At 60.8% G+C, this 21,373-nt stretch carries 16 protein-coding genes; 4 read left to right on the top strand and 12 right to left on the bottom strand.

Annotated elements, in window-relative coordinates; translation table 11 throughout:
* The first annotated feature begins 46 nt into the window (after positions 1 to 46).
* On the top strand, positions 47 to 3,688 hold the full coding sequence (locus ACIQJ2_RS15390; protein ID WP_400676028.1) for an ATP-binding protein: 3,642 nt from the start codon (positions 47 to 49) through the stop codon (positions 3,686 to 3,688).
* A 56-nt stretch (positions 3,689 to 3,744) separates the two neighbouring features.
* On the opposite strand, the gene ACIQJ2_RS15385 is transcribed toward ACIQJ2_RS15390, so the two are convergent.
* Entirely contained in the window at positions 3,745 to 4,146 is a 402-nt protein-coding gene (locus tag ACIQJ2_RS15385) for a GFA family protein (RefSeq protein ID WP_400676030.1), read from the bottom strand.
* 223 nt (positions 4,147 to 4,369) lie between these two features.
* Complete coding sequence (locus ACIQJ2_RS15380; protein ID WP_400676031.1) at positions 4,370 to 4,717, bottom strand: antibiotic biosynthesis monooxygenase; 348 nt, start codon at positions 4,715 to 4,717, stop codon at positions 4,370 to 4,372.
* A gap of 123 nt (positions 4,718 to 4,840) precedes the next feature.
* On the opposite strand from ACIQJ2_RS15380, the gene ACIQJ2_RS15375 reads away from it, so the two are divergent.
* Entirely contained in the window at positions 4,841 to 5,728 is an 888-nt protein-coding gene (locus tag ACIQJ2_RS15375; protein WP_400676033.1) for a LysR family transcriptional regulator, read from the top strand.
* Between the two features lie 17 nt (positions 5,729 to 5,745).
* Here ACIQJ2_RS15375 and ACIQJ2_RS15370 read toward each other — a convergent pair whose 3' ends face one another.
* The 4 genes from ACIQJ2_RS15370 to ACIQJ2_RS15355 all read right to left on the bottom strand — a co-directional run bounded on the left by ACIQJ2_RS15370 (position 5,746) and on the right by ACIQJ2_RS15355 (position 10,994).
* Complete coding sequence (locus tag ACIQJ2_RS15370) at positions 5,746 to 5,847, bottom strand: hypothetical protein (RefSeq protein WP_400676127.1); 102 nt, start codon at positions 5,845 to 5,847, stop codon at positions 5,746 to 5,748.
* Positions 5,848 to 6,175: 328 nt separating this feature from the next.
* Positions 6,176 to 6,523 (bottom strand): hypothetical protein, encoded by a 348-nt coding sequence (locus ACIQJ2_RS15365; protein ID WP_400676035.1) that lies wholly within the window; start codon positions 6,521 to 6,523, stop codon positions 6,176 to 6,178.
* A 239-nt stretch (positions 6,524 to 6,762) separates the two neighbouring features.
* Positions 6,763 to 8,685: a DEAD/DEAH box helicase gene (locus ACIQJ2_RS15360; RefSeq protein WP_400676037.1), complete on the bottom strand. Its 1,923-nt coding sequence runs from the start codon at positions 8,683 to 8,685 to the stop codon at positions 6,763 to 6,765.
* A gap of 356 nt (positions 8,686 to 9,041) precedes the next feature.
* Complete coding sequence (locus ACIQJ2_RS15355; protein ID WP_400676039.1) at positions 9,042 to 10,994, bottom strand: acetoacetate--CoA ligase; 1,953 nt, start codon at positions 10,992 to 10,994, stop codon at positions 9,042 to 9,044.
* A gap of 165 nt (positions 10,995 to 11,159) precedes the next feature.
* Here ACIQJ2_RS15355 and ACIQJ2_RS15350 point away from each other — a divergent pair, with 165 nt between their 5' ends.
* Positions 11,160 to 13,061, top strand: coding sequence for an AsmA family protein (locus tag ACIQJ2_RS15350; RefSeq protein WP_400676041.1), 1,902 nt, complete (start codon positions 11,160 to 11,162; stop codon positions 13,059 to 13,061).
* A 29-nt stretch (positions 13,062 to 13,090) separates the two neighbouring features.
* Here ACIQJ2_RS15350 and ACIQJ2_RS15345 read toward each other — a convergent pair whose 3' ends face one another.
* The 5 genes from ACIQJ2_RS15345 to ACIQJ2_RS15325 all read right to left on the bottom strand — a co-directional run bounded on the left by ACIQJ2_RS15345 (position 13,091) and on the right by ACIQJ2_RS15325 (position 18,372).
* Positions 13,091 to 13,909: an ABC transporter permease subunit gene (locus ACIQJ2_RS15345; RefSeq protein ID WP_199149676.1), complete on the bottom strand. Its 819-nt coding sequence runs from the start codon at positions 13,907 to 13,909 to the stop codon at positions 13,091 to 13,093.
* Between the two features lie 3 nt (positions 13,910 to 13,912).
* Positions 13,913 to 14,824: an ABC transporter permease subunit gene (locus tag ACIQJ2_RS15340; protein ID WP_199149675.1), complete on the bottom strand. Its 912-nt coding sequence runs from the start codon at positions 14,822 to 14,824 to the stop codon at positions 13,913 to 13,915.
* Between the two features lie 2 nt (positions 14,825 to 14,826).
* On the bottom strand, positions 14,827 to 15,969 hold the full coding sequence (locus tag ACIQJ2_RS15335) for an ABC transporter ATP-binding protein (RefSeq protein WP_199149674.1): 1,143 nt from the start codon (positions 15,967 to 15,969) through the stop codon (positions 14,827 to 14,829).
* Positions 15,970 to 16,220: 251 nt separating this feature from the next.
* Positions 16,221 to 17,318, bottom strand: a complete 1,098-nt coding sequence (locus ACIQJ2_RS15330) for a polyamine ABC transporter substrate-binding protein (RefSeq protein ID WP_400676043.1) — start codon at positions 17,316 to 17,318, stop codon at positions 16,221 to 16,223.
* A gap of 181 nt (positions 17,319 to 17,499) precedes the next feature.
* Positions 17,500 to 18,372 (bottom strand): LysR family transcriptional regulator, encoded by an 873-nt coding sequence (locus ACIQJ2_RS15325; RefSeq protein ID WP_400676045.1) that lies wholly within the window; start codon positions 18,370 to 18,372, stop codon positions 17,500 to 17,502.
* Positions 18,373 to 18,460: 88 nt separating this feature from the next.
* On the opposite strand from ACIQJ2_RS15325, the gene ACIQJ2_RS15320 reads away from it, so the two are divergent.
* Positions 18,461 to 18,724 carry a hypothetical protein gene (locus ACIQJ2_RS15320; RefSeq protein ID WP_400676047.1) on the top strand — a complete coding sequence of 88 codons (264 nt, stop codon included), beginning with the start codon at positions 18,461 to 18,463 and terminating at the stop codon, positions 18,722 to 18,724.
* Here ACIQJ2_RS15320 and ACIQJ2_RS15315 read toward each other — a convergent pair.
* A complete protein-coding gene (locus ACIQJ2_RS15315; RefSeq protein WP_400676048.1) occupies positions 18,700 to 21,237 on the bottom strand; it encodes a methyl-accepting chemotaxis protein in 2,538 nt (845 codons plus the stop codon). The genes ACIQJ2_RS15320 and ACIQJ2_RS15315 overlap by 25 nt on opposite strands.
* Positions 21,238 to 21,373 lie beyond the last annotated feature (136 nt).

Below are 21,373 nucleotides of genomic sequence, written 5' to 3'. Positions count from 1 at the left end.
CCGTTAAAACACGAGGGGCGGCTACGCCCGCAAAACAGGTTGGAATATGCCCGCAATTCAATATCCGTTCATTGACATTGCCGTGCATCCGCGCGTTCGGGAACGCTTTGCCCGTGGCGAGGCCATGGTCATGTTTTCGGCCGGGATGGATCGCGTGTTGTGGGCGAACGGCGCCGGCGCCAACCTGTTCGGCTATGACGTCATCTACGATTTCCTCGATCAAGGCCCGAAGGGCGGCGACGTTTCCTTCCGCCAGATCGAGTCGACGGCACGCGGCCTCAGCGCCATCGGCGAGCAGCGCACATTCCTCATCCGCATGGCCACCGGCTTCCAGCGTTCGGTCGTGAACGCAGCGGTCGAGCGCATCCGCATCCAGCAAGGCGAAGAGGCGATCCTGTTCTCCTCGCCTGTCTCGTCCAAGCCGATGACCGCTGCCGAATGCGCCAGGCGGATGATCGACGGGTTCGACGACCCGGATACCCATATGGCCGTCATCGGCCGCGATGGCGAGATCGTCTCGGCATCCGAGCGTTTCCGCATGCTCGACATCACGCCGCAGACCGCGCGCATGCTGACGACCATGGCCGGCGCACAGCCGGACCGGCTGATCAAGAGGCCGATCCCTACCGGTCGCGGCTATCTGCCGGCCGCCATCGGTAAGCTGTCGGAAATCCCGGCGCTGCATCTGCTGTTCGTCGTCGAGACGGTCCTCGGCCATCTCGATCCAACGGAGGGCCCTGTGAGCCAGGCAGCGCCTGCCGCAGTCGAGCCGCAGGCGGAAGAAGCCCGGGCGGAACTCGAGGCGGCCGCAGCGGACGAACCGGCAAAGCCAGAAATTGCAGCTCCCTTCGGCGACGTCATCGATGCCGTCGCTCATATCGAAGAACTTGAGGAGACGCCGGAATATCGTGTCGACGAAGAGCAGGATGTGGCGCCGGTAACCGGCGACGCGGGCGAGCCTGTGGCCGCGCCGGCTTTGATGGACGATCATAGCGAAGCGGCCGCAGAGGCAATTGCACCCGTTGAGGAGCCGCAGACGGAAGTTCCAGTAGCTGACGAAGGGCATGGCGCGGATGCCGGCATTGAATCCGCCCAGGAACCAACACCCTCTGAAGACGCTCCTGCCGAAGGCAATTCCGCCGAAAGCTTCGTCTTCAAACGCAACGGTCGCGCCACTCGCTTCGTATGGAAGATCGACGCTACCGGACGTTTCAGCGAAGTGTCCCGCGAGTTTGCCGATGCTGTCGGACCGCATGCGGCGAAAATTGCAGGCAGCGCCTTCTCCGATGTCGCCGCGCGATTGAACCTCGATCCGGATGGCAAGATCGCCGAACTTCTCGCACGACGCGACACATGGTCGGGCCGGACCATTTACTGGCCGATCGAAGGTACGGGCCTGACGGTTCCTGTCGATCTGGCCGCCTTGCCGACCTATACCCGCAGCCGCGAATTCGACGGCTTCAGGGGCTTCGGCGTCGTCCGTCTGGCTGACGCTATCGAAGACCCGATGAAGCGCGGCCTGTCGCTGAATGCCGAGGAAGGTCACGATATCGAGCCGGCGACCCAGGCCGCTGAAACCGAAGCAACCGCGCATGAGCAACCAGCTCCCGAACAGGAAGACGCCTCCACGAGCGCAAGCGACGAGCAGGCAATCGTGGAAAATGCTCCTGTCGTGAATGCGGAACCGCCTGCCTTGCGAATTGTCGAGACGCCGAACCGCCGGCAGACGGACAAGATCATCCGCCTGCATGAACATCGGACGCAGGCGCAGGCAAGCCTTTCGCTCAGCGAACAGGCGGCGTTTCGCGAGATTGCCCGACAGCTCGAGCCTTTCGGCAAGCGCACCGAAACGCCTGTCGAGCAGCCTCCGGTCGAACCGGCCGAGAAGAATGCCGATATCGCTCCGGTAGCGAATGCGGCCAACGAAATTCTCTCCGATGCGACCGAAACGGCAATCGGAAACGATGAGGCCGACGCCCAGCAGGATCAGGTGGGCTCGACAAACGAGCCCGCCCCCTCCGAGACCGCTGCAGAACCTTCCGAGGTACACGCAACGGCCGGCACGGAAACAGCGAGCGCCGCTACCCGTCCCGAAACGGCTGATGCCTCCGCAGAGCCGGAAGAGGACTTCGATCCCCTCGACGTGCTGAATACCGCCATTCCGCCGCGCGTGAAGATGCGGTCGGGGCTGTCGTCAGATATCGTCGATCAGCTGCCGCTCGCTGTCCTCATCCATGCCGGCGACCGGCTGATCCACGGCAACCCGGAATTCCTGCGGCTGACCGGCTATGAGAACCTGACGGATCTCGAGCAGGTTGGCGGGCTGGATGCGCTGCTGCAACGCAACGATCTGGAAGGCAAGACCGAACAACCGGGTACGATGATGGTCGTGCGCGCCGACGACGTATTGGTGCCGGTCACCGCGCGGCTGCAATCGATCCGCTGGGAAGACGGCACAGCCTTGATGCTGGCGCTGATGCCCGTGGAGAAAAGCGAGCAGCCTGCCCCGCCGGCGCAACCCGTGCCCGAGGAAGCTCGCCCCGAGCGCATCCTTGAAAAGGTCGGCAAGCTGCAGGTTGAGATCGAAGAACTGCGCTCGACGCTGGAAACAGCGACCGATGGGGTGATCATCGTCGGTCAGGACGGCGAGATCCGTTCGATGAACCGCTCGGCCAGCGCGCTTTTCAACTATGACGACCAGGAAATCCGCGGCAAGCCCTTCGTCATGCTGTTTGCGCATGAGAGCCAGAAGGCGGTGCTGGATTATCTCGGCGGCCTCGCCGGCCATGGCGTTGCCAGCGTGCTCAACGACGGTCGCGAAGTGATCGGCCGCGAAGCCTCCGGCGGCTTCCTGCCGCTATTCATGACCATGGGGCAGCTCAATTCCTCGAACGGCTACTGCGCCGTGATCCGCGACATCACGCAATGGAAGCGGACCGAAGAAGAGCTGCGCAACGCCAAGCGCGCCGCCGAAACCGCCAATGCTCACAAGACGGATTTTCTCGCCCGCGTGAGCCATGAAATCCGCACGCCGCTCAACGCCATTATCGGTTTCTCCGACATGATGGCTGGGGAACGCTTCGGACCGATCGGCCATTCGCGCTATGTCGAGTATGCGACCGATATCGGCCGCTCCGGCCGGCATGTGCTCGACATCGTCAACGACCTGCTCGATATCTCGAAGATCGAAGCGGGCGAGATGGATCTGGATTTCGCATCCGTCGGCCTCAACGAGGCGATTACGGAGGCCGTGTCGCTGGTGCAGCCGCAGGCCAACAGCCAGCGCGTCATCATTCGCACCGCGCTGTCTCAGGCCGTGCCGAATGTCGTTGCCGACCTGCGCTCGATCAAGCAGATCGCGCTCAACATCCTGTCGAACGCCATCCGCTTTACGCCATCAGGCGGCCAGATCGTTGTTTCCACATCCTATGAAAACAATGGCAGCGTCGTTCTGCGCATCCGGGATACCGGCGTCGGCATGACGCGCTCCGAACTCGAACAGGCAATGAAGCCGTTCCGGCAGGTCTCGACCAATTCCCGCAAGCGCGGCGACGGCACCGGTCTCGGTCTGCCGCTGACCAAGGCAATGGTCGATGCCAACCGCGCGACCTTTGCGATCAATTCATCGCCGAACGAGGGCACGCTGGTGGAAGTCACCTTCCCCTCGCCGCGGGTCCTGGCAAACTGAGAGCAGTCCGCGACGGCAGCGGATGCTGCCGTGCGCTCGCCTTGACGCAGCACCTGTCAGAACCAGAGATCGCGCACGCATTTTCCGTCGGAAGGAAGGTCTTCGAACGTGTCCAGGCCATCGAAGCGGTCGATGGGCAGGTCACGGACGAGATCCGGCGGCGCAAGCCGCAGATTGACCGCCATGCGACGTCTGCCATCCGTCTGAAGCCGCAAGCCGCGCCAACTCAAGACGCAGGCACAGGTTGGGCAGAACACGATTTCGAGTGACGGCTCCTTCTCGTCGGCGCGCGTGTAGGACGCAGTCGGCCCGCCAACTGAAATCCGCTCTCCCTCGTAGTCATAGGCCCATAAGGTGCCGTAACGCCGGCAGAGCGTGCAGTTACAGGCGGTAATCGAGCCTGGATCGCCACTAAGGGTCCAACTTGTCTTGCCGCAATGGCATGAGCCGATCAGCATGGCCTGGCGTCCGATCCTCTCCCTGTTCGAAGACAATATTCTGCTATATCGGCGGAGTGTCTGCAATGACGCCCTTTCCCCCGCAATGTCCTGCGAGAAGGATCTTCGCTGGATCAGCATCCAGCCGTCAGGTCCATGCGCCATTCAGTCCGATGGGGAGCGGGCTCCCCATCGAACGTCTGTCGGGCGGCATATTCCTCGGAAGCAATACCGGCCATCCTGTTTAGGCGCGCTTGGGCAGCACCAGGTCGCCGACCGTATAGGTGTGAAATTCGCTCTTCGAAACCGTGTCCAGCCTCCGGAACTTTTCGACGAAATGCGGATCGGAAAAGAACTCGCCGACATTACCGGCATCCTGAATCGCCTCGATATTGACGACGGTCTGACCATCCGCGCTTTTTGCGAGGCTGCTCCAGAGAAAACCTTCTTTTCGCTCGGCGACATAGTGCACGACATCCTGAATGATGGCGAAGGCCTCCTCCTGCTTTCCAGGGTGAACATGGATGACATTGACGATGAAGGTGGTGGGAGCGGGAGAACCCGCAAAGCTGGCAATATGTTTCGTTTCCATGAGTATCTCCATCTGAAGCTCGGGCTGTTCAGCCGCGGCGGCCTCTGGATATCCGGCAGGAGATAGCGGATAAAGGAGCCTGTATTCTCAACATATCGGATAAAAATTCCGGAATAGGCAGAGATGGATAAGCTTGGAACGCTCGGCATCTTTATCCAGGTCGCCGAGGTCGGGAGTTTCGTCGCGGCCGGACATCGGCTCGGCATTTCAGGGTCCGCCGTTGGCAAAGCCATTGGCCGCCTCGAGGATGAACTAGGCGTGCGATTGTTCAATCGCTCGACCCGCAGCATGGCTCTGACGGAAGAAGGCAGCTTTTTCCTGGAGACATGCCGGCGCATTCAATCGGAATATGAGGAAGCGCAGTCCAAGCTCTCCAGCTCGCATGCGGTGCCGCGCGGACAGCTTCGTGTGAGCCTTCCTCTGGCCGGCATGCTGCTGATGCCGACATTATCGGCCTTCATGACGGCCTATCCAGAGATCAATCTCGACCTCGATTTCACGGATCGGCTCGTCGATGTCATCGAGGAAGGGTTTGACGCCGTCATCCGCACCGGCGAGGTCAGGGACACCCGCCTGATGAGCCGCAAGCTCGGCACCTTCAAGCACAAGATCGTCGCCTCGCCGGACTATCTCAAGGCCCATGGCCATCCGCAGGTACCGGGGGATCTGCTCCGGCATCGCTGCCTTCACCACCGCTTTGCAAACTCAGGAAAACTCGAACCTTGGCCTTTGATCCGCGGCGAAGGAGAGATGAAGCTCGACCTGCCGGTGACCACGGTTGCCAGCACGCTGGAGCCGCTGATCTATCTCGCGGAGCGCTCATTCGGAATAGCCTGTCTGCCTCCATTTGCCGTGGCATCCGAGATCGCGGAAGGAAAACTGATTTCGCTGCTGGGGGATCATCTGGCCGACACAGGAACCTTTCGCGTGCTCTGGCCCACCAATCGGTATCTATCTCCAAAGGTTCGCGCCTTTGTGGATTATATGGCCGCGAACCTCTTTGCCGAATGAAACGATACCGATAGCCGTTAAGATACGCGGGCTACCTTCGACCTAAGAAAATCCCGGTCTGCCGGCGACACGGCTTGCAACGGCAGCGTGAAGAACTGGTTCGGCCCGATGAATATCATCCAATAGGCCGGACGCGACAACAAGCGCTTCGTCACGCAACGTCAGCGTCGCGTCAGGAGTTCGCATCCTGCGGTACTTTCCCACGGTATTGCGATGGTGGGCAATCCACATCACCGCGATCATGGCCGGGGGAAGAAGGATAATAGCGAACATGATGGTCGCTACCCATCCGCGATCACCATTCCAAAGCAGCAGGGCGATCATTGCGACCTCTGCGACCCATAGACGTTTCTGCCCGACAATACCGCGCCTCCAGACAAAAGTCCGGACGGCATCGCGCACGATGTCTTCGGTATATGCGACCTTGATGACGCTGTTCTGCGCCATCTACTCGCCGCTTGCCGGACGATCATGGCCGGCGACAATCCCGGTCGAAACTACGGTCTCGAAATATTCGACCTTCAAGTCGAAGGAGCGCAGAAGCTTCTGCGTGCTTGGCTTCACCACCGCATCATCGAAATCGCCTTTGCCGAAATGGCTGGCCGAGGCCATGTCGGTCCAAAAACTCATGACCACAAGCTCGTTATTTTCACCGCGCACCCTGCGGGCGAGAGTGGCGCCGAGATGACCGGGCAGCTCTGCCATTTCCACGAAGGTGGTCGTCTCTAGGTGCCGGGCATAGGCTGCAAGCACCTCGTCAGAGCCGGCAACGGCCCGCCAGGAACGAACGATCATGTCATCTCCCTATCCCGGCGCGCATTCATGAATCTCGTCGGCCGCCGCCTGATCGTGATCCTGATTTATGCATCACTTTCGATGTCCCGCAATCGCAATTGCTTGCCTATTGCAGGCTCGAACGCCGCGTTGGCCGGTGACGTTCCCCGGCCTCCGGAGGGAAGCAGTCATTTTTCGGGCAATCTGGCTGATCGCGCCGGAGGGGCACGCCGCGCCCTCTTGCGAGCGCGGCGTTGAACTCATTCGCCCCGTGACTTCGCACCCTTGCGAGCAGCCCGTGAATTGGGTTTGCCACCCTTGGGAGGGCCGTCATTCTTGGTGAAGCTCGGCTTGCCTGGCTTCTTTACCCAGGGCTTCTTGTCGGAGCGCTCGGAAACGGCGCCATCGCCGGCCTGTGTCCGCTCCGGTTTGCGATCGGATTTCCACTTCGGCTTGCCGCCCTCCTGCGGACGCGGGCCCTTGTCGGCGAAAGGCTTCTTTTTCTCGAAAGCCCCATCCCGCCGCGCCTGCGAAAAGTCCGGCGCGCCGGCCAGCGGCTTGACGCGGATGCCGCGCTCCAGCGTCTTGTCCGGACCGATGGCGGAGAGGAAGCGCTCGGCGCTTTCCTGCGAAAGCTCGACGAAGGTTTCCTCCGGCTGCATCTTGATCGCGCCGATGTCGCGCTTGGTCAGGTTGCCGTTGCGGCAGAGCATCGGGATCAGCCAGCGCGGCTCGGCATTCTGCTTGCGTCCCACGGAGAGCGACACCCAGACACCATCGGTGAAGTCGTTCCGTCCGCCGGATGCGCCATCGTCGCGGGGAGTGACCGGGAAATCATCCCGGCGAGGCTTTTTGCGCTCGCCTTCCGCCGGTACATCCTGCAAATCCTCGGGCGCGGAGTGGCCGGCGCGATACTGCCGCAGAAACGCAGCGGCAACCTGCTCGGCGCCGTGGCGCTCCAGCAGTTGCTGAACGATGGACTTTTCGTCTTCGGCGAGCGCGGCCGTGAAGACCGGATCGGCAAGAAGACGCTCGTCGTCACGCTGGCTCACCTCGTCGGCAGACGGCGGCTTTGCCCAGGTGGCGCGAATGCGGGCTGCTTCCAGCAGGCGCTCGGTGCGGCGGCGCGCGCTGAGCGGCACGATGAGGGCGCTGACGCCCTTGTTGCCGGCGCGACCGGTGCGGCCGCTGCGATGCAGCAGCGTGTCCGGATTGGTCGGCAAGTCCGCATGGACGACCAGCTCCAGGCCCGGCAGATCGATGCCGCGAGCCGCGACATCGGTTGCGATGCAGACGCGGGCACGGCCATCGCGCATGGCCTGAAGAGCGTGGGTGCGCTCGTTCTGGCTGAGTTCGCCCGACAGAGCGACGACAGAAAAGCCGCGATTGTTGAACCGTGCCGTCAGATGATTGACGGCAGCGCGTGTCGAGCAGAAGACGATGGCGTTGCGCGCCTCGTAATAGCGCAGCACGTTGATGATTGCGTTTTCCCGGTCGCTTGGGACGACGGTCAGAGCCCGATATTCAATATCGACATGCTGCTTGGCTTCGGAAGCGGTGGCGATGCGAACGGCATCGCGCTGATAGTTTTCAGCGAGCTTGGCGATGGAGCGCGGCACGGTCGCGGAGAACATCAAGGTGCGGCGCTCGGAGGGCGAGGCTTCCAGAATGAATTCCAGATCCTCGCGGAAGCCGAGATCGAGCATCTCGTCGGCCTCATCGAGCACGACTGCGCGCAATTGCGAGATATCGAGCGAGTTGCGACGGATGTGATCGCAGAGACGGCCAGGCGTGCCGACGACGATGTGGGCGCCACGTTCGAGCGTGCGCCGTTCCGTGCGCATGTCCATGCCGCCGACGCAGGAAGCGATCGTTGCGCCAGTCAGGCCATAGAGCCATTCCAGCTCGCGCTGCACCTGAAGCGCCAGTTCGCGGGTGGGCGCGATCGCCAGGGCCAGAGGTGCACCGGCCGGGCCGAAGCGTTCCGAACCATCGAGCAGGCCGGGCGCCAGCGCCAGGCCGAAGGCAACCGTCTTACCCGAGCCGGTCTGCGCCGAGACGAGAGCATCCTTGCCCGCAAGGCCAGGATCGAGCATGGCTTTCTGTACCGGCGTCAGCGTTTCATAACCGCGCTTCGCCAAAGCCTGGGCAATCGCAGGAACGATGCCTTCGAATTCAGTCATAATCTGTCTTTCGGAATTCTTCGCTCGCCAAATGGCAGCGATCATCGTGGCCCGCACGTCGCAGGCCTCTTCTTCAGGCCTGCACATACTTGGTCGGCAGGCCAATGTACAGAGCGGCGGTGTATTTGCGTGCAATCTAACGAAAAAAAGGCAGCGAAACGCGCTGCCTTCAAGAATGTTGCTGTCTAAAGAAAGCTCGAGTCGGTGAACTTCATGTTTCGGGAGCCAGGATAAGCTCCAATCCGCTGCTAATCTATGCGAACGGTCTCAAGTTGGCCTTTACCTTTGACCAAGCTTTCTTAACGCGAGGTTACCAAACGATGGTCAGCGTTTGCCCCTCAGTTTTAAGGTCCGTCTTAACTTTTAAGTTCGTCCAGCCCAGCGAAGAGATCGAGCGCCTCCGGATTGGCGAGCGCTTCCTTGTTTTTGACAGGGCGCCCATGCACGACGTCGCGCACCGCAAGCTCGACGATCTTGCCGGACTTCGTGCGCGGGATATCGGCGACCGCGATGATCTTGGCCGGCACATGGCGCGGCGAAGCGCCGGTGCGGATGCGGGTCTTCATCGTCTTGACCAGATCCTCCGTCAGCGCTGCGCCGGGAGCGAGCCGGACGAACAGTACGACGCGAACGTCGTCATCCCAATCCTGGCCGATGCACAACGCCTCGAGAACTTCGGGGATCTGCTCGACCTGATTGTAGATCTCGGCCGTGCCGATGCGCACGCCACCCGGATTGAGCGTTGCGTCGGAGCGACCGTGGATGACGAGGCCGCCATGGTCAGTCCATTCGGCGAAATCGCCGTGGCACCAGATATTATCGAAGCGCTCGAAATAGGCGGCGCGATATTTGGCACGCTCCGGATCGTTCCAGAACATGATCGGCATCGAGGGGAAGGCCCTGGTGCAGACAAGCTCGCCCTTTTCGCCGCGCACCGGCTTGCCTTCATCGTTCCAGACATCGACGGCAAGGCCAAGGCCAGGTCCCTGGATCTCGCCACGCCAGACCGGCTGCAGCGGATTGCCGAGCACGAAGCAGGAGACGATATCGGTCCCGCCCGAGATCGAAGCGAGCTGGATATCGTCCTTGATACCTTCATAGACGAAGGTGAAGCCCTCGGGCGACAGCGGCGAGCCGGTGGAGGTCATCAGTCGCAGGCTCGAAAGATCATGCGATGTCTTCGGCGTGAGACCGCTCTTGTGCACGGCGTCGATATACTTGGCGGAGGTGCCGAACACCGCGAATTTCTCTTCCTGCGCATAGTCGAAAAGGATGTTGCCGTCTGGAGCGAAGGGCGATCCGTCGTAGAGGCAAAGCGTCGCGCCGGCGGCAAGGCCCGTCACCAGCCAGTTCCACATCATCCAGCCGCAAGTGGTGAAATAGAAGACCTTTTCGCCCGGAACGACGCAGCAATGCAGGCGGTGTTCCTTGATCAGTTGCAGCAATGCGCCGCCCGTCGAATGCACGATGCACTTGGGAATACCCGTCGTGCCGGAGGAAAACAGGATAAACAACGGGTGGGAGAACGGCACGGCCACGAATTCGACGGCCTTCGCTTCGAACGGCGCGATAAAATCGCCCAGGGTCTTGGCGCCCGGCGTTGCCGTGACCACGGCATCGGCGCTGCCGGCATAGGGCACGACCAGGGTCGGCGCCTTCAGGCGCTGCGCAATGGCGCTGACCTTTGCCGTGACATCCTGCAGCTTGCCGCCGTACCAATAGCCGCTGCAGACGATGAACAGCTTCGGCTCGATCTGACCGAAACGATCCATGACGCCCTGTTCGCCGAAATCCGGAGAACAGGAGGACCAGATGGCGCCGATCGAGACGGCTGCCAGCATGCACGCAATGGTTTCCGGCATGTTCGGCATCATCGCCGCGACGCGGTCGCCCTTGCCGATACCCTCAGCCCGATAGGCCTGCTGCAGGCGCGATACCGTCGCCGCCAGCCGATCCCAAGACCAGCGATCCCGGACCTTATCCTCGCCCCAGAAGACCAGCGCATCGCCCCCGCCGCTTTGCGACAGCAGGTTCTCGGCGAAATTCAGTTGTGCATCCGGGAAGAAGCGGGTCTCCAGCATGACATCGCCGTTGATCAGCGCCCGCTCGCCGCGATCGCCCTTGACGCCGCAAAAATCCCAGACCGCTGTCCAGAAGTCTCCCCGCTCGGCGATCGACCAGGCGTGAAGGCCGGGAAAATCCTCTAGAGACAGGCCAAAGCGGCGGTTGCACTCCTCCATGAAGGCAAACATCGGGCTCTGGCGGCGCGAAACTTCCGATGGCGTCCAGAGCGGCTGCTGATCCTGCATATTACTCTCCCCGGTTTTTTACTCTATATAGCAATGCTGCAGCGCATTATAAAGTCACGCTATCACAGGCGTTTCCGCCGCGTGATGTTTGCATCGGCCAAACATTTCCTATATCCGGCAAGCATAGGCAGATCGTCCCAATCAGTTTGAGAGTCTCCACGGGATATGAGAGCGTCACGAAACAATAGGTGGTGGTTGACGATGCGATCGGTCTCGCGGTGGTTGCCTACCGTTGTCCGGACTACCGGCATCGTTCTTCTCACTCTCCTCATCGTCTTTGCCGTTTTCAGAGCGACCGCACCCTTCCTGATCTCCAGCGGGCTTGTCCGCTCCGGTATCGAAAAGGCGCTTTCGGACTGGACGGGATACAGGGCGCAGATCGAGGGCGACCCGACACTGGAATTCTGGCCGACGCCGCGCGTGACCCTCAACCAAGTCACCATCCGCGAACCGGCCAAGAACGGCAAGGTGCTGGGGCATGTCGACAGCCTCTCTGCGGACTTCTCGCTGTTCTCTGCTATTCGCGGGCATGCTCACTTCCACGAGTTCCACTTCTATCGCCCTGTGCTCTATATTCGCCGTGACGAGAACGGCCTGATCGACTGGACCAACGAGGGCCGCCTGTCGAAAGCGATCGAACAGGTCGAAACCTCCTCCGACCAGAACGCGCCAATGCGGAAGGATCAGGACGCCGCCATCGGCATGCTGACCATCGAAGACGGCAGCGTCGAGATGACGGATGATCGCAGCGGCAATATTTACAGAATGACAGGCGTCAATGCCGACATTTCCTGGCCACGGCTCTCCCGCGGAATGACGGCCGTCATCCTCGCCCGCTTCAACGACCAGGACATCAAGCTCAACTTCGCATCGGAACAGCCGCTGCTTTTCTTTGCCGGCAAGAGCGTCGACGCCAAGACGAGCTTCTCGTCGCCAATGATCAGCTGGACCTATAACGGGGCCATCGGCCTATCGGATTTGTCGACACTCTCGGGCAACTTGCAGCTAAGCGTGCCGGATGTTCCGTCCTTCCTGGCCTGGAGCGGCCAGCGCCTGCCTGCGGCCGACGCTCTCAAGAACGTCTCGCTCAACGCCGATGTCGCTGCGGTCGAGAAGAGCCTGCGCTTCAACAACCTCAGCTTCAAGGTCAATGATTCAGCGGCCTCCGGCATCATGGACCTGAGCTACACAGCGGCAGGAAAGCCGAAAATTTCAGGCACGCTCGCCTTCGACCAGATGAACCTCAATCCGTTCCTGGCCGCCTTTTCGATGCGCCTTGCCGCGGAGACCGCCATCAATGCGCTTCTGAACGGCAATCCGCTGCAACGCCTCGACCTTGACCTGCGGCTTTCTTCCAACAAGGCCGCACTCGGTCCCTTCCAGTTCGACAATATCGGCGCGAGTTTGCTGGTGGCAGGCGGCAAGGCGAAATTCGACATCGGCGACAGCGGCTTCGAGGGCGGATCGCTGACCGCGCATCTGGAGGTCGCTCCGGGTGATTTCGATGGCGGCGGCAAACTGCAGATATCGATCCGCAACGCGGATTTCGGCGGACTCTTCACCCGGCTCAAGCTGCCGGGGCCGCTGCCGCTGACCACGACCGGTTCTCTCGATCTGGCGCTCAGCACGACCAAGCCGATCTGGGTCGCCACGTTGAGCGACGTTGCCGGTCAGATGCACTTTACCTCATCGGCGGGATCCTTCCGCGAACTCGACCTCTCGTCGTTCAGGTCCCTGGCGGCCGATAAGGCCTTCTTCCGCATGGGCGACGTTGCCGACGCGTCCTTCGACTTCGACAGTGTCAAAGTCGATGCGACCTTTGCCAAGGGCTCTGCCGAAGTTCAGAACGCGACGATCGCCGGCCGCAATGAGACCATCACCTTGAACGGAGTTGTTCCGTTCCGCACCAACGGGCTGGCTCTGTCGGGTGCGCTCGAGGCGACGTCGCCCACCGATGCGGACGAGTTGCCGATGCTGCCCTTCTTTCTCGGTGGCAGCTGGCCGAATCCCGTGGTTTCGCCGGTGACGACATTGCTGCAAAAGCCGCAACAGCCCTCGCAGCAATAGCTCTTCTTTTCAGTCGGCGCGACCGCTGGTCATCGTCCTGCGGCAGCAGCCTGCTCGTCCCTCTGACGCTGCACTTCGCGACGTTTGGTCATGATCGAGGCGCAGATGACGCCGGTGGCGACGACACCGATCAGAATGGTACAGACGGCATTGATCTCGGGCGTTACGCCAAGCTTGACCTGGCTGTAGATCAGCATCGGCAGCGTCTTGGCGCCGGCGCCGGATGAAAAGGTGGCAATGACCAGATCATCGAGCGAAAGCGTGAGGGCCAGAACCCAGCCCGAAAACACCGCTGGTGCGATGATCGGCAGCGTCACTTCGAAGAAGGTGCGCACGGGCGTCGCGCCGAGATCCATCGCCGCCTCCTCGATCGAGCGGTCGAAGGTCATGAGGCGCGACTGCACGACGACGGCGACGAAGCACATGGTCAGCGTCGTATGCGCCATCACGATCGTCCAGAAACCGCGATCGACCCCCGACGTGACGAAGAGCAGCAGCAGCGACAGGCCGGTGATGACGTCAGGCATGACTAGTGGCGCATAGATCATGCCGGAAAACAGGATGCGGCCGCGGAAGCGCGTATAGCGCACCAGCGTCAGCGCCGCCAGCGTGCCGAGCACGGTCGCGATCGTTGCCGACAGCAGCGCGATGCGCACCGTCAGCCAGGCGGCGCTCAGCATCGTGTCGTTGCTGAAGAGGTGCACATACCATTGCGTCGAGAAACCGCCCCAGACCGTGACCAGACGAGAGGCGTTGAAAGAGTAGATGACCAGCAGCAGGATCGGCAGATAGAGGAAGGCCAGACCGAGCGTAACGGAAACAATGTTGAAACGAGACCAGCGGATCATCTCTTATCTCCCCTTCTCGTCGGCCTTGGCCTGGAAATGCTGGAAGAAGACGATGGGCACCACCAGCACCAGAAGCAGGATGGTTGCCACCGCCGAGGCCAGCGGCCAGTCGGTATTGCTGTAGAATTCGGTCCAGAGCACCTTGCCGATCATCAGGGTTTCCGAGCCGCCGAGAAGGTCGGGAATGACGAACTCGCCGACGGCGGGAATGAAGACCAGCATGCAGCCGGCGATGACGCCTGGAAGGGAAAGCGGGAAGGTCACGCGCCAGAAGGCACCGATCGGCGTGCAGCCGAGATCCTGCGCCGCCTCGATCAGCGTGCCGTCCATCTTTTCCAGTGCCGAATAGAGCGGCAGCACCATGAAGGGCAGATAGGAATAGACCATGCCGATGTAGACGGCGGTATTGGTGTTGAGGATGACAAGCGGCTCGTGGATGATGCCGAGCGCCAACAGCAACTGGTTCAGGAGACCGGTCGTGCTGAGGATCGACATCCAGGAATAGACGCGGATGAGGAAGCTCGTCCAGAATGGCAGGATAACCAGCATCAGCAACGTCGGCCGGATGGTGCGCGGCGCCTGCGCCATGCCATAGGCGATGGGATAGGCAATGATCAGCGTCAGCAGGGTCGAGATTCCGGCTATCTGGAGGCTCTGTATGTAGGCATTCATATAGAGCGGGTCGCCCGTCAACCACACATAGTTGTCGAACGACATGGTCTGGAACTTGTCCCACCAATCACCGAAACTATCCGCCCAGGCGAAGGATGGATCGTAAGGCGGAACGGACAGCGCCTTCGTCGACAGCGAGATCCGGAAGACGATGAGGAAGGGCGCGAGAAAGAAGATCAGCAACCAGGCATAGGGAACGATGATGACGAGGCGCTGATAGATGGAAGAGCCGATCGCTTTCATGATCAATCCTTCAGCAGCACGCCGGCATTTTCGTCGAAGGACACCCAGACGTTCTGGTCGTAGGCGAAAGGTTCTTCCACTGCGCGAACGGCATTCAGCGAGGAGGCCTTGAGCACCTGTCCGCTCTTCAGCTTCACATGGAAGACGGTCATATCGCCGAGATAGGCGATATCCCAGATCTCGCCTTCGGTGGCATTGACGGAGGCGTTGGCGGGCGGTCGCGGCGTGACCCGCAGCTTTTCCGGCCGGATGGCGATGCTGGCACGGCTTCCCTCGCTCGGCGCATCGTTGGTCGCCGCACGCAGGGTGAAAGCGGAATCGACAGCGATCTCGACAATGCCCGAGCGCGCGGAGGTGATGTTGCCGTCCAATATGTTCACATCGCCGATGAAATCGGCGACGAAACGGCAATTGGGGGCCTCGTAGATTTCGGCAGGCGTCGCCACCTGAACCACCTTGCCATGGCTCATGACCGCAATGCGATCTGCCATGGTCATGGCTTCCTCCTGGTCGTGGGTGACGACGACGAAGGTGAGGCCGAGGCTCTGCTGCAGATCCATGAGTTCGAACTGCGTCTCTTCGCGCAGCTTCTTATCGAGCGCGCCAAGGGGTTCGTCGAGCAGCAGCACCTTCGGCTGTTTTGCAAGCGAGCGGGCGAGCGCCACGCGCTGGCGCTGGCCGCCGGACAGCTGATTGGGCTTGCGCCGGGCGAACTGTTCGAGCTTGACGAGCTTCAGCATCTGGGCAACGCGGTCATTGATTTCGGCCTTCGGCATACCATCCTGCCGCAAACCGAAGGCGATGTTCTTTTCCACCGACATGTGCGGGAACAGCGCATAGGACTGGAACATCATGTTGACGGGGCGGCGGTAGGGCGGCGTGCCGGCCAGGTTCTGGCCATCTAGGATGATTTCGCCCGTCGTTGGCTGCTCAAAGCCCGCGAGCATGCGCAGCAGCGTGGACTTGCCGCAACCCGAAGCGCCGAGAAGAGCGAAGAATTCACGATTGTAGATATCCAGGGAGAGATCGTCGACAGCGATGAAATCGCCGAACTTCTTCGTCACGTTCTTGAAGGAAATGTACGGCTTGGCCGAAGGATCGGTCCAAGGAGCAAAGGAACGCCGGATATTACCGAGTGACTTCATCATCTATCCCCAAATGGACGCCCATGCGGGCTTTCCTGGAGCATTTCCGCCATTCTGCGATTTACGGAAACGCTCTGTCTTTTTGTTTGTTTACGCACACCGAACGGAAAACCGCTGCGCACTTTTTTCTGGAAATGCCTGGTCTCTTGAAAATATCGAGGCACCGGCTCTCTCCCTTCCCGGCGCGCTCGTCAGTCTCAGACCATCTTCTTAAGGAAAGGCCCGGACGTTGCCGTCCGGGCCGCTTGGAGTTATTGGCCGGTGGTAACCTTCGTCCACAGGCGCGTTGCCAATCGCTGTGTTTTCGAGTCCCAAGGCGTGAGCGTGAACAGCTTTTCGCGGACCTCGTCGGTCGGATAGACGGCCGGATCGTTGAGCACGTCCTTGCTGACGAACTGCTGCGATGCCTTGTTGCCGTTGGCGTAGGTGACGAAGTCGCTCGCCTTGGCGATCACTTCCGGCCTCATGATATAGTTGAGGAAGATATGCGCCTCGGCAACATGCGGCGCATCGGCCGGGATTGCCATGACGTCGAACCACATCTGCGCTCCCTTCTTGGGGATCGAATAGCCGATGTTGACGCCGTTCTTGGCTTCGCTTGCACGGTTGCGCGCCTGCAGCACGTCGCCGGAATAGCCGAACGCGATGCAGATATCGCCGTTGGCAAGCGCGTTGATATATTCAGAGGAATGGAACTTGCGAACGAAGGGACGGATAGAGGTCAGCAGGTCCTCGGCCTTCTTGAAATCTTCCTGCTTCGTCGAATTCGGATCAAGACCCAGATAGCGCAAAGCGGCCGGAATGACGTCCGTCGAAGAGTCCAGCATATAGATGCCGCAGTCCTTGAACTTGGCGGCAAGCTTGGGGTCAAAGATGACATTGATGTCTGGCGCTTCGTCGGAGCCGAGAATCTGCTTCACCTTGTCGACATTGTAGCCAACGCCGCTGGTGCCCCACATATAGTCGATCGCGTACTGGTTGCCTGGATCATAGGTGGCGATGCGCTGCTGCACCGTATCCCACATGTTGGAGAGGTTCGACAGCTTCGACTTGTCGAGTTTCTGGAAGACGCCGGCCTTGATCTGGCGTTGCAGGAAATAGGCCGTCGGAACGACGATGTCATAACCGGTCTTGCCGGCCAGAAGCTTGGTTTCCAGAGTTTCGTTCTGGTCGAAGGTGTCGTAGACGACCTTGATGCCGGTTTCCTTGGTGAAATCCGACAGGATCGAATTATCGATATAATCCGACCAGTTGTAGATATTGACGACCTTGTCTTCTGCCTGGGCGACCGTTGCCAGCGAAACGACCGTGAAAGCCGTTGCTGCAAGCTTGGCGAACATGGACTTCATAATCTCTCCTGATTCGTTCAAGGGTATCGAGGCGACACCCAACCCTCTGTTTTTCCCGTTAGACTAGAAAGGAAATCGGAAGGCGACAAGCGGAAAAGCGTGGCCCCCACCTCTTTCGCGGATTTGCCGGCCTGCGCGGCGAGAACGGCGAATGGTCACGGACGGCTTGCCCAACAGACGCTTATGCGTAGGTCGGACGCTTGCCGGCAAACAACTCGGAGTGGCTTTTCAACAGCCGCGCCATGCGGTCGACGACGGTGCGGATTTCCCTGCGATGACGATCGGCATTGTTCATGACGATCCATTGCTGATGACGCAGCGAAGCGATCTCCTCGCCGGCCCGCTCCAGCCTCGGCTCCTGGTCGCCGACGAAACAGGGCAGAACTGCAATGCCCGATCCCGCAAGCACCAGATCGTGCAGCGAACGGGGCCGGCTGACCGTGAAGGCAATCTCGTCGCGCTTGTTTTGATGCGGCCAGCGCAGATAGGCCGAGATCGCCTCCTCCTCCGCGACCGTGATCCAGCGTTGCGGCCCGGCAAAGCGCATGTTGCGGGCCTGATAGGCGGCATAGGCCACGTCGCCGGTCTTGATGGCGGCAAGATTGCTTTCCTCCGGCTCGAAGGCGCGGATGCCGATGTCGCTTTCGCGGTGAGCGAGGCTGGCGCGACGCTCACCCAGATGCAGATCGATGCGAAACCCGTCGCGCTCCGAGCAGATGGAAGGCATATTCTGGCTGAGCAGCCATCCAACCCAGGTGCCGGCTGCGATACGGACGATCGCGCCGCCCTGCGCATCGCGTTGCCAGCTATCCACCTTGCGGGCGGCGGCCTCCATTTCCAACAGCTGGTCGAACAGCGCCTGACCATCGCCGGTCAGTGTATAGCCGGCCTGGCTGCGCTCGAACAACGTACGGCCGATCTGCCCCTCCAGCTCCAGCATCCGCCGCCCGATGGTCGCGGCACTGAGACCGCTCGAAGCGACGGCCCCCGTCAACCCGCCGCCGCGGGCGACATCGAGGAAGAGTTGATAAGAATCCCAGCCGGTGTTTTTCATGAGTGAAAAACATAGGGCGAAAACGGATGTTTATAAAGTAAATTCGTGTGTGTAGTTGAAGGGATGCCTCACAACATGGAGATGTCTCATGATGGACAGCATCGCTTTGGCCAAGGCCATCGAACTGCAACTTGAAGCGCGCGAAGAACAATGGCGTACGAATGAAGAGCTATTTTACCGCGACTATAGCCTGGATCCTCCAGCCCTCGTCATTTGGGCCGGACAGCTGATCACGGGCTTGGGCGCCCTGCTTGCTGGAATGAGAAAGGCGGACCGGGGAGATATCCACCGATCCGCCTGTGATGACTGCTATGACAAGCGCTGCGATCAGGCAGCTTCCTGCCGCGCGTAGCCGCTGCTGTAGCCTGCCTCGATCCTGAACTGCTGAATGAGGTGCAGCAGTGCGTCGGCTTCGCTGGCCAGCTCGCGGCTGGCCGCCGTGGTCTCTTCAACCATTCCGGCATTCTGCTGGGTCATCTGATCCATGTGGTTGACCGAAGCGTTGACTTCCTGCAACGCGCTCGCCTGGTCATGGCTGGCGCGGGCAATGCCTTCCACATGCTGACTGATGGTGACGATCTGGCTGCTGATCTGCGCCAGGACGGCACCGGCCTCCTGTACGAACTGCGAGCCGGAATTGACCTCCTGGGTCGACTTGTTGATCAGGCCCTTGATCTCCTTGGCGGCGGCCGCGGAACGTTGCGCGAGTTCACGCACCTCCATGGCGACAACGGCAAAACCCTTGCCGGCCTCGCCTGCGCGTGCCGCCTCGATGCCGGCGTTGAGCGCCAGCAGATTGGTCTGGAAGGCGATCTCGTCAATGACGCCGATGATCTGCTCGATCTTATGGGAGGCGTCCTCGATGCGCGTCATCGCATCGATGGCGTTGCCGACCACGACGGAGCTGTCGTCGGCACTGCGCTTGGCTTCGCGCACGATGCTGTCAGCATCCTTGGCACGCTCGGCCGAGGAGCGAACCGTGACGGTGATCTCGTCGACGGCCGCTGCGGTCTGCTCGAGCGAAGCAGCCTGTTGCTCGGTGCGCTTCGACAGGTCTTCGGCGGAAGCAGCCATCTGGTTGCCGTTGCTCTGGATCCTCTCGACGTTGCTGCGCACCTGGCTCAAGGTCTCCTGCAGGCGGGCGAGCGAGCTGTTGAAGTCCTGGCGCAGCTGCTCGAGACGGCCGATGAACGGCGTTTCGATCGTGGCCGAGATATCGCCCTGCGCGAGGCGTTCGAGACCGGCGGCAAGCTCGCTGACCGCAAAATCGATCTGCCGGTCAAGCTCGCGCTTTTCGGTGTCGTTGCGCTGGCGCTCGTGTTCGGCGGCCGCCCGTTCTTCGTCGCTTTGTTCCTCGATACGGATCTTCGAGATGGCATTTTCCTTGAAGATGCCAAGCGCGCGAGCCATATCGCCGATTTCGTCATGACGCTGCTCGCCGGAGATCGAAGTCTCCAGCATGCCATCGGCGATGCGGCGCATGGCGGCGGTGATCTGGCCGATCGGGCGCTGCAAGGTCAGAACCAGCGCAATGCCGCCGGCAACCGAGAGAATGATGCCGAGAGCGGTTGCCAGGATGGAGATGTAGTTCGCCTGGTCGCGTTCGGTGCCGGCGCTCTGCTTCTGCGTCTCGGCAAATGCGGTAAGCTGACCCCAGACCTGATCGAGTTGCTGGCGGGCACCGGCATATTCGCCGATCCGCTGCGTAATGATGTCGACGAGCTTCACCGCGGCACCGTCCATGGACTGGATCGCCGGGCGGATGGCTGCATCGATATCGCCGGCGAAATCCATGCTTTGGGCGCTCTGGTTCAGCGTATCGATATCGCCGTTAAGCTTGGAGATTTCCTGCCGCAGGCGGATGAGGTTGTCCTTGTTGGTATTGGCATTGAACTCCGCCAGGACGAGCTGCAGCGAATAGATCGAATCCTGCAGACGACGGGTGTCCTGGAGGATCGAATTGGTCTGCGCGACGCGGGCATCGAGCGATACGAAGGTCGTGGTCGCCTGACGCATCATCTGCGTTGCCGTCAGCTGCGTGTAGGTCGAGGTCTGACGGAAGCGCGACAGGAGGCGGCCGACATTGGCGACGCTGTCGTCGGTCGGCGCATCGGCGCTTTCGGTGGCAGCCGTCAGATCCTTGATCGTGCTGACCAACGACTGCACGACAGCCTTCTGGTTCTGCGGCAGGGCGAGATCGATGGCGCGCTGCGCCTTGTTCAGATCCGTCAGCCGGTCCTTCAGAAGTTTCATCTTGTCGGCCGGTGTCGCGGCCTTGTTGAAATCTTCCGCCACGGAGACAAGCAGGTCGCCGCCCTTCAGCAGGCGGTCGGCGGAGCGCAGCGTCGAGGTCGCGTCGGCCTGATCCTGTCGCACCTGATCCTCAAGCTGCTGGCTGTTGAAATTGACGTTGAAGCGGGCGCTGATCAGCGCTTTCTGTGCATCGTCGATCGTCTTGCGAAGCGCGAGTTCCTGCTCGTGGAGCGTCCACAATCTTCCGACGAGGTTGGCCATGTCGGCGGTCTTGGTAATCGCTTCGTTCAGATTGTCGCGGCCATCCGCTTCCTGGCCGAGTTGGCCGAGCGTCGAATTGAGCACGCCCTGCTGGGACTTGATGTCTCCATAAAGCTTGTCGCGCTGCTGCGTGTTGGTGATGCGCAGGAAGTCGTCCATCGAACCATAGAGGTTCTTGAAGCCCGTCAGCGATTGCAGCACGCTGTTGGAGATCTCCATCCGACCCTGCAGAAGCCCGGAAGCGTAGAGCCCGGTGAGGCCAACGGCGGAAATGCTGATGACGAATGGCAGGACGAATATGAGAACCTTCGTCTTGATCTTGAAGCGCGATAGTATCTTATCAATGAACATATTGGCCCTAACCTCTCACACACCGCTCCCCATCGGCGCCGCCTCGGCGCTGACCGGATGTATAACCATCGTTCTTGAAATATTCGCAGGCGGGGTTCCCGGGTAATAGCGGGATGCAATCATTGCTTCGGCTCTA

Origin of the sequence: Rhizobium sp. NPDC092011 (genome assembly GCF_044756305.1) — a bacterium.
In the GTDB taxonomy this organism is placed as follows: Bacteria; Pseudomonadota; Alphaproteobacteria; order Rhizobiales; family Rhizobiaceae; genus Rhizobium.
The sequence above is the reverse complement of the archived record's forward strand: the minus strand, read 5'-3'. Positions and strand labels throughout refer to the sequence as shown.

What these genes read in the sequence shown, in the direction of transcription:
- ACIQJ2_RS15360 (WP_400676037.1), bottom strand. Translation starts at nt 8,685, where the DNA reads ATGACTGAATTCGAAGGCATCGTTCCTGCGATTGCCCAGGCTTTGGCG.
- ACIQJ2_RS15355 (WP_400676039.1), bottom strand. Translation starts at nt 10,994, where the DNA reads ATGCAGGATCAGCAGCCGCTCTGGACGCCATCGGAAGTTTCGCGCCGC.
- ACIQJ2_RS15320 (WP_400676047.1), top strand. Translation starts at nt 18,461, where the DNA reads ATGATGGACAGCATCGCTTTGGCCAAGGCCATCGAACTGCAACTTGAA.
- ACIQJ2_RS15375 (WP_400676033.1), top strand. Translation starts at nt 4,841, where the DNA reads ATGGATAAGCTTGGAACGCTCGGCATCTTTATCCAGGTCGCCGAGGTC.
- ACIQJ2_RS15325 (WP_400676045.1), bottom strand. Translation starts at nt 18,372, where the DNA reads ATGAAAAACACCGGCTGGGATTCTTATCAACTCTTCCTCGATGTCGCC.
- ACIQJ2_RS15340 (WP_199149675.1), bottom strand. Translation starts at nt 14,824, where the DNA reads ATGAAAGCGATCGGCTCTTCCATCTATCAGCGCCTCGTCATCATCGTT.
- ACIQJ2_RS15380 (WP_400676031.1), bottom strand. Translation starts at nt 4,717, where the DNA reads ATGGAAACGAAACATATTGCCAGCTTTGCGGGTTCTCCCGCTCCCACC.
- ACIQJ2_RS15390 (WP_400676028.1), top strand. Translation starts at nt 47, where the DNA reads ATGCCCGCAATTCAATATCCGTTCATTGACATTGCCGTGCATCCGCGC.
- ACIQJ2_RS15385 (WP_400676030.1), bottom strand. Translation starts at nt 4,146, where the DNA reads ATGCTGATCGGCTCATGCCATTGCGGCAAGACAAGTTGGACCCTTAGT.
- ACIQJ2_RS15335 (WP_199149674.1), bottom strand. Translation starts at nt 15,969, where the DNA reads ATGAAGTCACTCGGTAATATCCGGCGTTCCTTTGCTCCTTGGACCGAT.
- ACIQJ2_RS15365 (WP_400676035.1), bottom strand. Translation starts at nt 6,523, where the DNA reads ATGATCGTTCGTTCCTGGCGGGCCGTTGCCGGCTCTGACGAGGTGCTT.
- ACIQJ2_RS15330 (WP_400676043.1), bottom strand. Translation starts at nt 17,318, where the DNA reads ATGAAGTCCATGTTCGCCAAGCTTGCAGCAACGGCTTTCACGGTCGTT.
- ACIQJ2_RS15350 (WP_400676041.1), top strand. Translation starts at nt 11,160, where the DNA reads ATGAGAGCGTCACGAAACAATAGGTGGTGGTTGACGATGCGATCGGTC.
- ACIQJ2_RS15345 (WP_199149676.1), bottom strand. Translation starts at nt 13,909, where the DNA reads ATGATCCGCTGGTCTCGTTTCAACATTGTTTCCGTTACGCTCGGTCTG.
- ACIQJ2_RS15315 (WP_400676048.1), bottom strand. Translation starts at nt 21,237, where the DNA reads ATGTTCATTGATAAGATACTATCGCGCTTCAAGATCAAGACGAAGGTT.
- ACIQJ2_RS15370 (WP_400676127.1), bottom strand. Translation starts at nt 5,847, where the DNA reads ATGATATTCATCGGGCCGAACCAGTTCTTCACGCTGCCGTTGCAAGCC.